We start from the raw sequence: 14,792 nt of genomic DNA, 5'->3' as shown, positions 1-14,792 counted from the left end.
AGTTTTTCTCGGTCATGGGCCGAAAGCTCCTTGATTGTTCAGTGATGTTGAAATAGCACCACGAGGCGGGAGGCCGAATGCCTCGGGAAGATCGCCTCCAGCGTGGGCACGCTCACTTCTGGCAGTGCTGGCTATGTGCTAAAGCCCATCGGCGATGCTAGGAAAGTTGCCCGGAAACGTATCTAGGGAACCCCCTAAAGCACGCGACCGGCAGGCGTAATACGCCTTTCGGCCACTTCGGGCGCGGATGAAAAAAGGGCGCGAACCCGGTTCGCGCCCTCGATGAAAAGACCGGCCGCCAACGGCGGCCGGGCAGGTCTCAGAGGACCAGTTGCTGGCTGTGCAGCAGTTCGAGCAGATCGATGCGCGGCACCGCCGGCACCGGTACATCGACGGCCGATGCGACGCCGCCAACGCTGTCACCGTCTGTGTCGGCAAGGCTCGCCAGCAGTCCCTCGACCGGTTGCCCCGTGCCCTCCAGCAGCCCGGCCAGGTCGATCTCCCGCTCCTGTTCCCAGGCAGCCTGCCCGCGCGGCTGGATAGCCTCCACACCGGCACTTTGCGTCAGCAACTGGAGAACCAGGCTGCCCTCATCCGGCGCATGGGCCGGCGCCTGCGTCGACTCGCCGGACAATGCACGCACGCCACTCTCCGCTTCCGGCTCGAGGACGATGTCGTAGGCACCGGTGGCCGGCCCGCGGTCTCCCTGGGCGTCGTAGGACGATGCATAGAGGAACTTCTCACCGTAGCCGCCATGCTCGAACAGGTCCGGGCAAGCGATCTCCCAAGTGCCATCGGCACCGACCGTGACCGAGCCCAGGAGGATGGCCGTACCGATGTCCAGCTCGCCACCGTCGTCCTGCAGCCGCAGGTACAACTCCATGGTGTGCCCCGGCATACCGGTGCCTTTCACCGTGGGCGTGCGGTCGTCGGTGAAGTCGCCTTTCTGCAGCGTGCCGATCTCGTTGCCGAAGTCGTCGACGACCTCCTTGATAACCGGATAAGGAAGAATCGGCGAGGGGACGAAGTAGCTCCAGGATGCGCTCAGCGGCCCTTCGTTTCCGGCCTTGTCCACCGCCGACACCTGCAGGTTATGCTCGCCAGCGCCCAGCAGGGGGTTCTCGAATACCCAGGTGCCAGATGCGTCGACCGCGGCCGAGCCGACCAGCCTGCCCTTGTCGAAGAGCTTCACGTAGGCGATATCGTCACCTTCGATGCGGCCGCTGACGGTCGGCCAGAAGTCGTCGGTCTGGCCACCATTGGCGATCGTGCCCTCGTCTTTGCCGTAGTCGTCGTACACGTCCTCAATCAGCGGCCGTCCGGGCGCCTGGGTATCCAGCACTATCTCCCACGCCTCGCTCTTCGGGCTACTCTGCCCGCCCACGGATTGCTCGGCGGTGAAGCGCTTGGCGCCATCCGCGCCCAGGTCGGCGATGGCGATTTCCCAATTGCCATCCTCGCCCACGGTCACGCTGCCCACGGCCTGGTCGTCGACGTACAGGGTCAGCAGGCTGCCCGGAATGCCGCTACCACCGACGGTGGGGCTGCGGTCGTTGGTGCTGTCCCCGGCTTGCAGATCGACCACCAGCGGTTCCTGGTCGTCGCGGATCCAGTCGATGCTGGGGGCCGACGGCGGATCGCCCGGATCGCCCGGCTCGCCCGGATCGGTCGGGGCCGGGCCGGTCGGCGTTTCCCCGCTGATGTTGCCGGCGGGGTCGGTCACCGTGACAGTGCCTTCCTCGCCGCTTTCCAGCGGGTTCTCCGGGAACTCCCAGTTGCCGTTTCCATCGACGACGGTGGTGACGGTGCTGCCGTCCGGCAATTCGACAGTGACGATACCTTCCGGCTCGCCGGTACCGGCCAAACCATCGCCATTCTCGGTGACCACCGGCGGCTCCGGTGCAATAGTGTCAGCCGGGTCGGTGATGGTCGGCGGGCTGACGTTGCCCGCAGGGTCGGTGATGGTGACGCTGCCGGTCTCACCGTTCTCCAGCGGGTTTTCCGGGAATTCCCAGTTGCCGTTCTCGTCGACAATGGCGGTCACGGTGCTGCCGTCCGGCAACTCGACGGTGACGATGCCTTCCGGCTCGCCGGTGCCGCCCAGGCCGTTGCCGTTGTTCTCGGTGACCACCGGCGGTTCCGGCGCGATGGTGTCGGCCAGGCCGGTATCGACGCTGCCGCTGTGGTTGCCGGCGGGGTCCACTTCCACCAGCGAGCCCGACTCGCCATTGCCCAGCGGGTTCTCCGGGAAGCTCCAGTTGCCGTTCTCGTCCACCTGGGTGGTGACAGTGCTGCCATCGGGCTTGGTAAGGATGATGGTGTCGCCCGGCTCACCGGTGCCGGACAGGCCGTCGGCGTTATTCCCGGTGACGACCGGATCCTTCGGCGGCGTCAGGTCCGCCGGGCCGGTGTCCACCGCCGGGCCAGTGCCGTTGCCGTTGGACGCGGTGACGCTGCCGGACTGGCCGTCCTCCAGCGGGTTGGGCAGGAAGCTCCAGGTGCCATCGGCATTGGTGGTGGCGGTCTCGGTGCTGCCGTCCGGGCGGGTCAGGGTGATCAGGCTGCCGGGCTCGGCGGTGCCGGTCAGGCCCTGCTGGTTGTTGAACAGGATCTGCGGCGCGCCCGGCGCCGGTCCTTCCGGCAACGGGCCCACCGAGCGCGGGCTGCCGCCGCCACCGCCGTCGCGCTGGGTGAGCATGTTGCCCACGCCGATGGCGCCCAGCCCCGCCGCCGGCACCAGCAGGCCGAAGGCGACGTTGTGGTCGTCCGACTGCAGGGCCAGCAGTTCGTCGACGGAGTCCAGGCGGGTCAGTTCCATGCCGTCCCAGGGCTCCTCGTAGCTGGCCTGCCACAGCTGGCCGTCCGGCGCCTGCAGCACCAGGTCGTTGTGTACGCCATCGAAGCCCTGGAAGAAGTTCTCGACGGTGATGACCTTGCCGGTCTTCAGGCGCACCAGCAGGTGGTCGCCGTTGCGGCTGAGGGACTGGACGTCCTCCGGCGCCGCGGCGATCTTCACCACGCCGGGCCGCGACAGGCTCAGGGGGCCATTGCCGGTCACGGGGGTCACCTGCCCCGAGCTTTTCGCGATCAGTTCAATTGCGTCCATCTGGTAATTTCTCCCCGAAGTGAATGAAGTGACATCGCCCATGCGCCATGGGTACTCGCCACGAACCGCGGGCAGACTAGAGCAGCGGGCCGGCGCATGGGTTAGGAAACTCCCTAAAGCCGTAGGAACTCCGACGCCCGGGACGGGCTTTTAGGAAATTCCTCAAGCCGCCCGCTGTTTTTCGGACTCGGGCCGGCGCGCCGGCCGCAATGAAAAACGGCGCGAACGAGGTTCGCGCCGCAGGTGGGAGCCAGCGCGCCGGGAGCGGCCGCCCCGGCGCCGGGCCGCTCAGACCACGTACAGGCCCTCCTGGATCAGCAGATGCGCATAGGACGCGCTCTTCGAGGTGTAGACGTCGTAGGTGACGGCGCCCTCGGTGACCTGCTGCGCCTGCCGCACCCAGTCCGTAAGGTCGATGTCGACGCTGTCGACCACGCCGTTCTGGCCGCTGTCGCCGGTGATCCTCAGGCTGTGCCGGGCCTCGCCGTCGGGCTCGGTGACCTTCAGCAGGTCGGCCAGGCTCAGCGTCAGCGACTGGCTCAGCCCTTCGCTCAGGCGGATGGCCTCGATGCCCTCCAGCCTGTCGGCGACCTGGCCCAGGTCCAGCGCATTGCGCGAGGCCCAGACCAGGATGTCGTAGCCGGCGCCGCCGTCGATGTGGGCGAAGCCGGTGCCGTCGATGAGGATGACGTCGTTGCCCTCGCCGCCGCTGGCGGTGGTGTAGCCACGGGCGTCGAGCATGTCGTCGGCGGCAGTGCCCACGGCGTCGGAGACCGGCAGGTAGTCGACGTGGGTGGCGCCGCCCTCGGCCACCGCCGGGGCCAGCCCGAGGGTCTCGTCCAGGTCCACCAGGCGGCCCTTGACGGCGCTGCCGCTGCCATCGCCGACGCCGCTGTCGGTCCAGCTGACGAACAGCTTGCCGCTGTCGAGGAAGGTGGCGTCGACCTGCATCTGGTCGCCGCTCACCAGTTGGTTGATGTGCAGTTCCTGGCCGACCTTGCGCCCGGCATCGTCGAAGAACTGGGCATACACGCCATAGCTGCCGGAGCCCGGCGCCGCCTCGCTGCGCGACACGTAGACCACCACGAAGCCGCCGCCCTCGCGGGCCACCACCATGGGCTCGGACTGGTCGCCGGTGGTGCTGTTGGACACCAGGAACTCGCTGCCCAGCGCCGCGCCGGTGACGTCGAAGATGCGCCCCCAGGTGCTGGTGCCGGACTGGTCCGGGCCGCTGTGGTCGTTGGAATCCCAGGTGACGATGAAGTTGCCGTTGGCCAGCCTCGACACCGCCGGCGAGGACTGCTTGTTGGCCGAAGTCTGGTTGGCGCGGATTTCCTCGCCCAGCAGCCCGGTCGCCGGGTCGTAGAGGCGGAAGTAGGACTCCACCCCCGCTGCGCCGCCGATATCGCGGTTGTAGGCGATCACCACGGTGCCGTCCAGCAGGGTCGCCAGGGACGCCGCGTCCGGCCCCGCCGTGGTGTGGTAGGTGGCGTCGCCCACCAGCCGGTCGCCGCCCACCGGCGAGCCATCGGCGGCGTACTGGCGCATGAATATCTGCCACTTGCCACTGGTACCGCTGATGTTGGCGCTCCAGCTGACGATGTAGCCGCCGTCTTCCAGCGCGGTGATGCTGGAGAAGCGCTGCTGGCCGACGTCGTTGACGTTGACCCCGGACTCGCCGCCCTGGGGCTGCGCGCCGCTGATGTTGCCGTCGAGGTCGTAGGTGTAGCCGAACGTCTGCTGCATGATCGCGTCGCTGCCACCGGTATGGCTGGTCCAGCTGACCACGAAGCTGCCGTCGGCCAGCACCGCCACCGCCGGCTTGCCCTGGAAGTCGCCGGTCGTGGCGTTGACCACGAACTCGCCGCCCACCGGCATGCCGGCGGCATCGAACAGCTGGGCCATGATGCAGTCGTTGGAATCATCGCCCGTGGCCGATTCCCAGACGACTATGAAGCCGCCGTTGGGCAGGCTCGCGGTGGCCGGATGGTCCTGGGCGCCGCCCAGGGTGCCGTTGACGCGGAACTCGGAGAAGTAGCCGGCGTCGATGTCGATCACCGTGCCCTCGATGCCCCAGCCGCTGCTGTCGGACTTGTCGCTCTGCCAGGTCACGTAGACGTTGCCGTCGGCCATCAGCGTCGCATCCAGCACGTTCGAGCCGGCCTCGTTCGAAGCCTGGTTGCCATCGGTGGTCGGGTTGACCAGGAACTCGCGGCCCAGCTTGTTGCCCTGGGCGTCGTAGCGCTGGGCGAAGACCGCCGAACCGCTGCCGTCGCCGCCGGCAGCCCCCCAGATGACCAGGTAGCCGCCGTCGTCCAGCGCCACCGCGGTGGGCTTGTACTGGTCGCCGGCGATGCCGGTGTTGACGCGCACGTCGCCCGGGCCGATCTGCTGCACGGCGCCGGTGGCCGGGTCGACGCTGTAGTGCGCCATGTAGACGTCGAAGCCGGTGCTACCCGGCGGGTTGCCTTCCCAGACCACCACGAAGCTGCCGTCCTTGAGGACGATCACGTCCGGGTTGTTCTGGTCGTTGCCGGCGCCGGCGTTGACCTGGAAGTTGCCGCCCAGCGCGGTGCCGTCGGCCGCGTGGAGCTGGCCGATGACGCCGGTGCCGGAGGCATCGCCCGGGCCGTTGCGGCCGCTCCACACGGTCACGTACATGCCCTGGTGCGCGGCATCGCCGAACACCGCCATGGCCGGAGCGCCCTCGGCGCCATAGGCCTGGCCGCTGCCCGCCAGCACATCGCCGGTGAGTGGCTGGTTGTCGGCATCGAAGGTGCGCTGCGCCACCAGGTCGGTGGAGCCGGAGTCGGGGTTGCTCGTCCAGCTGATGGTGTAGCCACCGTCCGGGTGCGCCACGGCGCTGGGGTGGCGCTGGTCGCCGGCAGTGCCCAGGTTGACCGCGAACTCGTCGGTCAGCGGCGTGCCGTCGGCGCCATAGCGGCGCGCCATGATGCCGTCGCCGCTGGTGTCCGGGCCCGCCTGGTAGGACTCCCAAACCACCAGGTAGCCGCCATCGGCCAGGGCCACCACCTGCGGGCCGTCCTGGTCGCCGCTGTTGCGCTGGTTGACCTGCTGTTCGCTGCCGACGCGGGTCACCCCGTCGGCCTCGAACAGTTGCATGAACACGTCGGTGCCGGTGCCGCTCTGCCAGACCACGATGATCCGGCCATCGGCCAAGGTCGCCGCGCTCGGGTTGGTCTGCGGGCCGGCCTCGGTGGTGTTCACTTCCACGGTGTGGCGGTCCAGCTGGTAGTCGGCCAGGGCCGCGCCCTGGATGGCCACCGGCGGTGCCTGGTGGCCGGCCGCGTCATGGGCCGACAGGCTGCCCTGCTCGCCCTGGGCCAGCGGGTTGGGGTAGAAGTCCCAGCGGCCGTATTCGTCGGCGACCACCGTGTGGGTGACGCCCTCGGCGTCGACCACGCTGACGGTCGCCCCCGGCTCGGTGCGCCCGCCCAGGCGCTCGGCGCTGTTGGTGTCCAGGCCGACGCTGAGCACGCTGATCTGCGGCGGGCTGGCCGGCACGTAGTCGAGGCCGGTGGCGCCCTCGCCCAGTGGCGGCGGCGGAATCAGCCCGAGGGTTTCGTCGAGGTCCACCAGGCTGCCCTTGATGGCGCTGCCGCTGCCATCGCCGACGCCATTGTCGGTCCAGCTGACGAACAGCTTGCCGCTGTCGAGGAAGGTGGCGTCGACCTGCATCTGGTCGCCGCTCACCAGTTGGTTGATGTGCAGTTCCTGGCCGACCTTGCGCCCGGCGGCGTCGAAGTACTGGGCGTAGATGCCCCAGGTGCCGGCGCCCGGCGCCGCGTCGGTGGCCGACTGGTAGACCACGACGAAGCTGCCATCCGCGCGCGGCACCACCACCGGCATGGCCTGGTCGCCCAGGGTGCTGGTGCTGAGCAGGAACTCGTTGCCCACCGGCACGCCGGCGGCGTCGAAGATCCGCCCCCAGATGCCGTAGCCGGACTGGTCCGGGCCGCTGTGGTCGTTGGAATCCCAGGTGACGATGAAGTTGCCGTTGGCCAGCCCCGACACGCTGGGCGAGGCCTGGCTGTTGGCGGTGGTCTGGTTGGCGACGATCTCGGGCCCGAAGCTCTGGGTGTTCGGATCGTAGATGCGGAAGTAGGCGTCGCCGCCGCCGAGGTTGCGCGCGTAGGTGAACACCACGCGGCCATCGGCCAGGGTGCTGATGGAGGCGCCGATGATGTCGCTGGTGTAGTGGGTGGCGCTGACCAGCAGGTCGCCGCTGGCCGGCGAGCCGTCGGCGTCGTACTGGCGGGCGTAGATGCGCCAGCCGCCGCCCTCCCAGGACTTCCAGCTGAGCATGTAGCCGCCGTCTTCCAGCGCGGTGATGCTGGAATAGCGCTGGCTGTCGGCATCGTTGAGGTTGACCCTGGACTCGCCGCCCTGGGGCTGCGCGCCGCTGATGTTGCCGTCGAGGTCGTAGGTGTAGCCGAACTTCTGCTGCATGATCGCGTCGTTGCCGCCGGCGTAGCTGGTCCAGCTGACCACGAAGCTGCCGTCGGCCAGCACCGCCACCGCCGGCTTGCCCTGGAAGTCGCCGGTGCTGGTGTTGACCACGAACTCGCCGCCCAGCGGCATGCCGCTGGCATCGAACAGCTGGGCCATGACGCAGTCGCTGGAACCATCGCCCGAGGCCGACTCCCAGACCACCACGAAGCCGCCATTGGGCAGGCTCGCGGTGGCCGAATGGTCCTGGGCGCCGCCGAGGGTTCCGTTGACGCGGAATTCGGAGTAGTAGCCGGCGTCGATGTCGATCACCGTGGCCTCGATGCCCCAGCCGCTGTTGTCGGCCTTGTCGCTCTGCCAGGTCACGTAGACGCTGCCGTCGGCCATCAGGGTGGCGTCCAGCAGGTTCTTCATGTCGACGTTGTCGCCGGCCCAGCCCTGGTTGCCCTCGGTGGTCGGGTTGACCAGGAACTCGCGGCCCAGCTTGTGGCCCTGGGCGTCGTAGCGCTGGGCGAAGATCGCCGAGCCGCTGCCGTCGCCGCCGGCCGAGCCCCAGATGACCAGGTAGCCGCCGTCGTCCAGCGCCACAGCGGTGGGCTTGTACTGGTCGCCGGCGATGCCGGTGTTGACGCGCACGTCGCCCATGCCAATCAGTTGCACAGCGCCGATGGCCGGGTCGACGCTGTAGTGCGCCATGTAGACGTCGAAGCCGCTGCTGCCCGGCGGGTTGCCCTCCCAGATCACCACGAAGCTGCCGTCCTTGAGGACGATCACGTCCGGGTAGTCCTGGTTGTTGCCGGTTTCTGTGTTGACCTGGAAGTTGCCGCCCAGCGAGGTGCCGTCGGCCGCGTGGAGCTGGCCGATGACGCCGGTGCCGGAGCTGTCGCCCGGGCCGTTGCGGCCGCTCCACACGGTCACGTACATGCCCTGGTGCGCGGCATCGACGAACGCCGCCATGGCCGGCGCGCCCTCGGCGCCATAGCCGGTGCCGCTGCCCACCACCACGTCACCGCCGAGCGGCTGGTCGTCGGCATCGAAGCTGCGCTGGACGATCCTGTCGGTGGAACCGCCATCGGGATCGCTGATCCAGGAGATGGTGTAGCCGCCGCCTGGGTGCGCCACCACGGAGACCGACAGCTGGCCGCCGGCGGTCAGCTGGTTGACGGCGAATTCGTCGGTCAGCGGGCTGCCATCGGCGCCGTAGCGGCGCGCCATGATGCCGTCGTTGCTGGTGTCCGGGCCGGCCAGCCAGGACTCCCAGACCACCAGGTAGCCGCCATCGGCCAGGGCCACCACCTGCGGGCTGTCCTGGTTGTAGCTGCTGCGCTGGTTGACCTGCTGCTCGCCGCCGATGCGCGTCACGCCATCGGCCTCGAACAGCTGCATGTAAACCTCGGCATTGTTGCTGGCAGTGTCGCCGCCCTGCCAGACCACCGCTATCCTGCCGTCGGCCAGGGTGGTGACGCTGGGGTTGGCCTGCGGGCCGGCCTCGGTGGTGTTCACCTGGCTGGTGTAGCGCGTGAGGTCGTAGCTGGCCAGCACGTCGCCCTGGATGACGATGGGCTGCGATTGGTTGCCCGCCGCGTCCGCCACCGAGATGCTGCCGTCCTCGCCCAGGCCCAGCGGGTTAGGCTGCAGGCTCCAGCGGCCGTTCTGGTCGGCGGTGACGCTGTGCGCCGTGCCGGCCTTGTCGATCACCGTGACTATCGCCCCCGGCTCGGTCTGCCCGGCCAACTGCTCGGCGGTGTTGATGTCCAGGCCGACGTTCGGCGCCAGGGTATCGATCACGAACAGCCAGGGCGCGCTGGGCTCGGTGACGTTGCCCACCGCGTCGGTGAGGGTCGCGGTGAGCGCGTGCGGGCCGTCGGCCAGCGGCTCTTGCGGGGTGAAGCTCCAGTTGCCGGCCTCGTCCACCAGCGCCGAGCCGAGCGCCTCACCGTTGTCGTAGACCAGCACCAGCGAGCCCGGGGCGCCGCTGCCGGAAATGCTCGGCGTGGCGTCGCTGGTGAGGTTGCCGCAGACCTGGCTGGTGAAGGCCTCGGTCTGCAGCGCCAGCAGTTGCGGGGCTTCCGGCAACGCGGTGTGCAACTCGACCGGGAAGTCCTCGCTGGGCGTCTCGCTCATCTGCCCCGAAGGGCTCTGCGAGCTGGCCCAGAAGTATTTCATGCCGTCGCCGCCGAACCGGGCGAGGTCGCCGGTGGCCAGGCTCCATTCGCCGTTGGCGTCGATGACGGTGGAGCCCAGCAGTTCGCTGGGCGCCTGCGGGTCGTCGCTCAGGCGCACGTAGAGGAACAGGGTGGCGCCGGCGCTGCCGGTGCCGCTGAGGCTCAGGTTGGCGTCGTCGGTGCTGGCGCCCTTGTCGAGGTCGCCCTGCTGCGGGCCGAAGTCGTCCTGCACGCGGGTGATGCGCGGCGTCTCGGGCAGCGCGGTGTCGACCACGAAGTCCCAGGCCTCGCTGCGCGGGCCGAGGTTGCCGGCGGCGTCCAGCGCCTCGGCCTGGAAGCTGTGCGCGCCATCGGCCAGCGGCGTCTGCGGCTCGAAGCGCCAGTTGCCGGCTTCGTCCACGCTGGCCGTGCCGATCAGCTCGCCGTTGTCGTAGATGCGCACCAGCACGGCGCCGCCCTCGACATGGCCGCTGTAGGTCGGCGTGGCGTCGTTGCTCGGCTCGCCCTGGACGATGCCGCCGAAGGCGCCGCCTTCCACGTCGTCGAGCAGTGCCAGGTCGGTGATGGCGCCCGGCGCGGTGGTGTCGACCACGAAGCTCAGCGCCGGGCCCTGCGCGCTTTCGTTGCCGGCGGCGTCGGTGGCCGAGGCGCTGATCGCGTGCTCGCCTTCGGCCAGCGGGGTTTCCGGCTTGTAGCTCCAGTTGCCGTTGGCGTCGACGATGGCGCTGCCGATCGGGCTACCGTTGTCGTGGATGGTGATGAGGTCGCCGGGGTTGGCGCCGCTGCCGCTGATCACCGCGGCGCTATCGTCGCTGGCGGCGCCCGCCTCCAGGGCGCCCTGCTGCGTGCCGACGTTGTCGGTCACCACGACCAGCGCCGGGGCGTCCGGGGCCTGGGTGTCGATGGTCAGCTCGAAGCGGGTGCTGGCCTCGTTGCCGTTGGCGGCGGTGGCCAGGATGTCGTAGACGTGGCTGCCGTCGGCCTGCTCCGGCAACTCCAGGCTCCACTGGCCGGCGGCGTCGGCGAGCACCGAGCCGAGCAGCGTCGAGCCGTCGAGGATGCTGACGATGGCGCCGGCGCTGGCGGTGCCGGCCAGGCTCGGGCGGTTGTCGTCGGTGAGCGCCTTGTCGGCCAGGTCGCCCTGCTTGGCGCCGACGTTGTCGCTGGCCTTGATCACGCTGACGCTGACCGGCGCGGTATCGACACTGAACGCCAGCGCCGGGCCGGGCTCGCCGGCGTTGCCGGCGGCATCGGCGACCTGCGCGCGGATGCTGTGCTCACCATCGGCCAGCGGCTGGGCCGGGGTGAAGCTCCAGTCGCCATTGGCGTCGGCGGTGACGCTGCCCAGCACCTCGGCGCCATCGAAGAGAGTGACGATAGCCCCGGCCTCGGTCCTGCCGGAGAACACCGGCAGGGCGTCGTCGGTGATGCCGCCGACGGCGATCGGGCCGCGGACCAGGCCCTGGTCGTCAGTGGCCACTACCACTTCCGCGGACGCCGGCGCGCTGCCGTCGATGGTCAGGCTGAATTCGGCGCTGCCGCTGTTGGCGCCGTTGGAGACGCTGGCGGTATAGCTGTGTTCGCCGTCGGCCTGTTCCGGCAACTGGAAGCTCCAGTTGCCCTCGGCATCGGCGCTGACGCTGCCGATCTCGACGCCACCCGCGGAGATGATCACGAGCGCGTCGGCGAGGGTCTTGCCGACCAGAGTCGGGGTGGTGTCGTTGGTCAGCGCGGCGTTGCTCAGGCTTTGGGTTTCGCCCACGTCGTCGATGGCCGCCTCGATGCTGACCACCACGTCGCTGGTATCGACCAGGATCGTCAGCACGTCGCTCGGCTCGCTGACGTTGCCGGCCGCGTCGCTGGCGCTCACGCTGATGGCGTGCTCGCCGTCGGTGAGCGGCTGCGCCGGGGTGAAGCTCCAGTTGCCGTCGCCATCGACCGTGGCGGTGCCCAGCACCTCGTCGCCGTCCTTGATGGTGATGACGCTGCCCGGCTCGGCGCTGCCGCTGAAGGTCGGGGTGCTGTCATCGGTCACGCCGTTGTCGATGGGGCCGGTGACGTCGCCCTGGTTGTCGACGGCGAGGATCGCGCCGGGCTTCTCCGGCGCGCTGCCGTCGATGGTCAGTTCGAAGCGGGTGCTGGCGCTGTTGGCGCCGTTGCTGGCGGTGACGCTGTAGAGGTAGCTGCCATCGGCCTGCGCCGGCAGCTCCAGGCTCCAGGCGCCGGCGGCATCGGCCACGACCGAGCCGAGCACGCTGGCGCCGTCCATGACGGTGACCAGGGCGCCGGCGGTGGCGCTGCCCACCAGGGTCGGCGTGCGGTCGTCGGTCACCGCGCCGTTGCCCAGCTCGGCGGTCAGGCTGCCGGCATCGTCCAGCGCCTTGGCCACGCTGACCTGCAGCGGCCGGGTGTCGACCACCAGCACCAGCGCGTCGCTGGGCTCGCTGGCATTGCCGGCGGCATCGGTGACCACTGTGCTGATGCTGTGCTCGCCCTCCCCCAGCGCCTCGGCCGGGGTGAAGCTCCAGTTGCCGTCGCCGTCGACGATGGCGGTGCCCAGCACGTTGTCGCCATCCTTGATGGTGACGGTGGCGCCCGGCTCAGCGCTGCCGCCGAATGTAGGGGTGCTGTCGTCGGTCACGCCGCCGGCGATGGGGCCGGTGACGGCGCCGACGTTGTCCAGGGCGCTTGGCGCGTCCGGGATGGCCGGCGCGCTGGTGTCCAGCAGGATGTCGAAGCCGCCGGTGGCCGGGCTCCACTGCCCGGCCGAATCCACGGCCTTGGCGGTCAGAGTCTTCAGGCCGTCGGCGCCGAGGTCGGCCAGGTCGATCGACCAGTTGCCCTCGGCGTCGGTGGCGACGCTGCCGACCTCGCTGCCATTGACGTAAAGATGCACCACGGTGCCCGGCTCGGCGGTGCCCTTGACGGTCGGACTGCGGTCGTCGGTCTGCGCGCCCGGTTGCAGGTGGCCGCTGGTGATCGGCGCCTGGTCGTCGATGACGTGTTCGATGGAGGGCGCAGCCGGCGGCGTCAGCTTGAGGCTGAAGGGCCAGTCGGCGCTCTTCGGCCCTTCGTTGCCGGCGGCATCCACCAGCGCGGCCTGGAAGTTGTGCTCGCCGGCCAGCAGCGGCAGCGCCGGCTCGAAGCTCCACTGGCCGTCGCTGACGCTGGCGCTGCCGATCAGCACGCCGTTGTCGTAGACGTTCACGCTGACGATGTCGGCCGGTATGCCACTGCCACCGAAAGTCGGCCTGGCATCGTCGGTCACGCCGCCGCGGACGATCTCGCCGGTGACGCTGCCGACGTCGTCGAGCAGGCTCAGCGAGCCGCCCTCCTCCGGCAGCTCGACGGGCGCGAGGGTGTCTACGGTGAAGCGCCAGCCGTCGGCCGGCAGCAGCTCGCTGACATTGCCGGCGGCATCCATCGCGCTGGCCTGCAGATTGTGCTCGCCATCGGTCAAAGGCTGGGTGGGAATGAAGCTCCAGCTGCCGTCGGCGGCGACCAGGCTGCTGCCGATCAGCTCGCCGTTGTCGTAGATGTTCACCAGCACGGCATCGCCGCCGACCAGTTGGCCCTTGAACTCGGGCTGGTCGTCGTCGGTATGGCCGCCCTGGGCGATAGGCCCGGTGATGGCGCCGACATCGTCGATCAGGCTGAGGCCCGCCTCGGCCTGGGAGATATCGGGGGCGGAGGTATCCGCGGGTTCGGTGATGGTCGGCGGGCTGACGTTGCCCGAGGGATCGGTGATGGTGATGCTGCCGCTCTCGCCGTTCTCCAGCGGGTTTTCCGGGAACTCCCAATTACCGTTTTCGTCGACGACAGTGGTCACGGTGCTGCCATCCGGCAGTTCCACGGTGACGATGCCTTCCGGCTCGCCGGTGCCGCTCAGGCCGTCGCCATTGTTGTCGGTGATGACCGGCGGTTCCGGCGCGATCACGTCTGCCGGTTCGGTGGTAGTCGGCGGGCTGACGTTGCCCGAGGGATCGGTGATGGTGATGCTGCCGGACTCGCCGTTTTCCAGTGGGTTCTCCGGGAATTCCCAATTACCGTTTTCGTCGACGGCGGTGGTCACGGTGCTGCCATCCGGCAGCTCGACGGTGACGATGCCTTCCGGCTCGCCAGTGCCGCTCAGGCCGTCGCCGTTGTTGTCGGTGATGACGGGCGGTTCCGGTGCAATGACGTCGGCCGGTTCGGTAGTAGTCGGCGGGCTGACGTTGCCTGAGGGATCGGTGATGGTGATGTTGCCGGACTCACCGTTCTCCAGCGGGTTCTCCGGGAATTCCCAATTACCGTTTTCGTCGACGACAGTCGTGACGGTGCTGCCATCCGGCAACTCGACGGTGACGATGCCTTCCGGCTCGCCGGTGCCGCTCAGGCCATTGCCGTTGTTGTCGGTGATGACTGGCGGTTCCGGCGCGATCACATCGGCCGGCTCGGTCACGATCGGCGGGCCGACATTCCCCGGGGGCTCGGTGATGCTGCCGCTCTCGCCGTTTTCCAGCGGACTCTCCGGAAATGCCCAGTTGCCGCTCTCATCGGCGACGGTGGTAACAGTGCCGCCGTCCGAGCCACCGCCGCCACCACCGCCCCCCGCCGCTGCGGCCAGGCCGCCGACACCCAGGGCGCCGAGGCCGGCAAGCGGCAGCACGCCGAAGACGGCGTAAGTGTCGTCGCTGCGTTCCGCCAGCAGTTGCTCGATGGAGTCCAACTCGGTGGTCACCCAGGGCTCGTTCTGGTCCGCCAGCCACAGCTCGCCGCCGGGGGCCTCCAGCACCAGGTCGTGGCGCACGCCGTTCACGGCCTGGAAGAAATTGTCAATATTGATGACTTCGCCGTTCTTCAAACGGATCACCAGGCTGTCGCCATTTCGGCCGATGGACTGGATGCTGTCGGGCGCGGCCGCGATCTTCACCACGCAAGGGTGCGCCAGCGACAACAGGTTCTTGCCGCTGACATCGGTAACCTGCCCCGAACTTTTCGCAATCAGTTGAATTGCGGCCATGTGAGCTCCCGCCTGATAAGGCTATTTCTTCAATTTCGTGAACACGGGA

At 69.1% G+C, this 14,792-nt stretch carries 2 protein-coding genes; both read right to left on the bottom strand.

The features are described 5' to 3' along the window. Positions 1–319: 319 nt before the first annotated feature. Positions 320–3,106, bottom strand: coding sequence for an Ig-like domain-containing protein (locus tag IG194_RS26145; protein WP_058489178.1), 2,787 nt, complete (start codon positions 3,104–3,106; stop codon positions 320–322). Positions 3,107–3,394: 288 nt separating this feature from the next. Next, complete coding sequence (locus tag IG194_RS26140) at positions 3,395–14,743, bottom strand: Ig-like domain-containing protein (protein WP_058489177.1); 11,349 nt, start codon at positions 14,741–14,743, stop codon at positions 3,395–3,397. Positions 14,744–14,792: the final 49 nt, after the last annotated feature.

Source organism: Pseudomonas sp. ADPe, assembly GCF_014843515.1.
Taxonomy (GTDB): domain Bacteria; phylum Pseudomonadota; class Gammaproteobacteria; order Pseudomonadales; family Pseudomonadaceae; genus Pseudomonas; species Pseudomonas citronellolis.
This window is presented reverse-complemented; position numbering and strand designations above follow the sequence as displayed.

Bases quoted from the DNA above. Each gene is read 5' to 3' on its own strand.
- IG194_RS26145 (WP_058489178.1), bottom strand. From the start codon at position 3,106: ATGGACGCAATTGAACTGATCGCGAAAAGCTCGGGGCAGGTGACCCCC.
- IG194_RS26140 (WP_058489177.1), bottom strand. From the start codon at position 14,743: ATGGCCGCAATTCAACTGATTGCGAAAAGTTCGGGGCAGGTTACCGAT.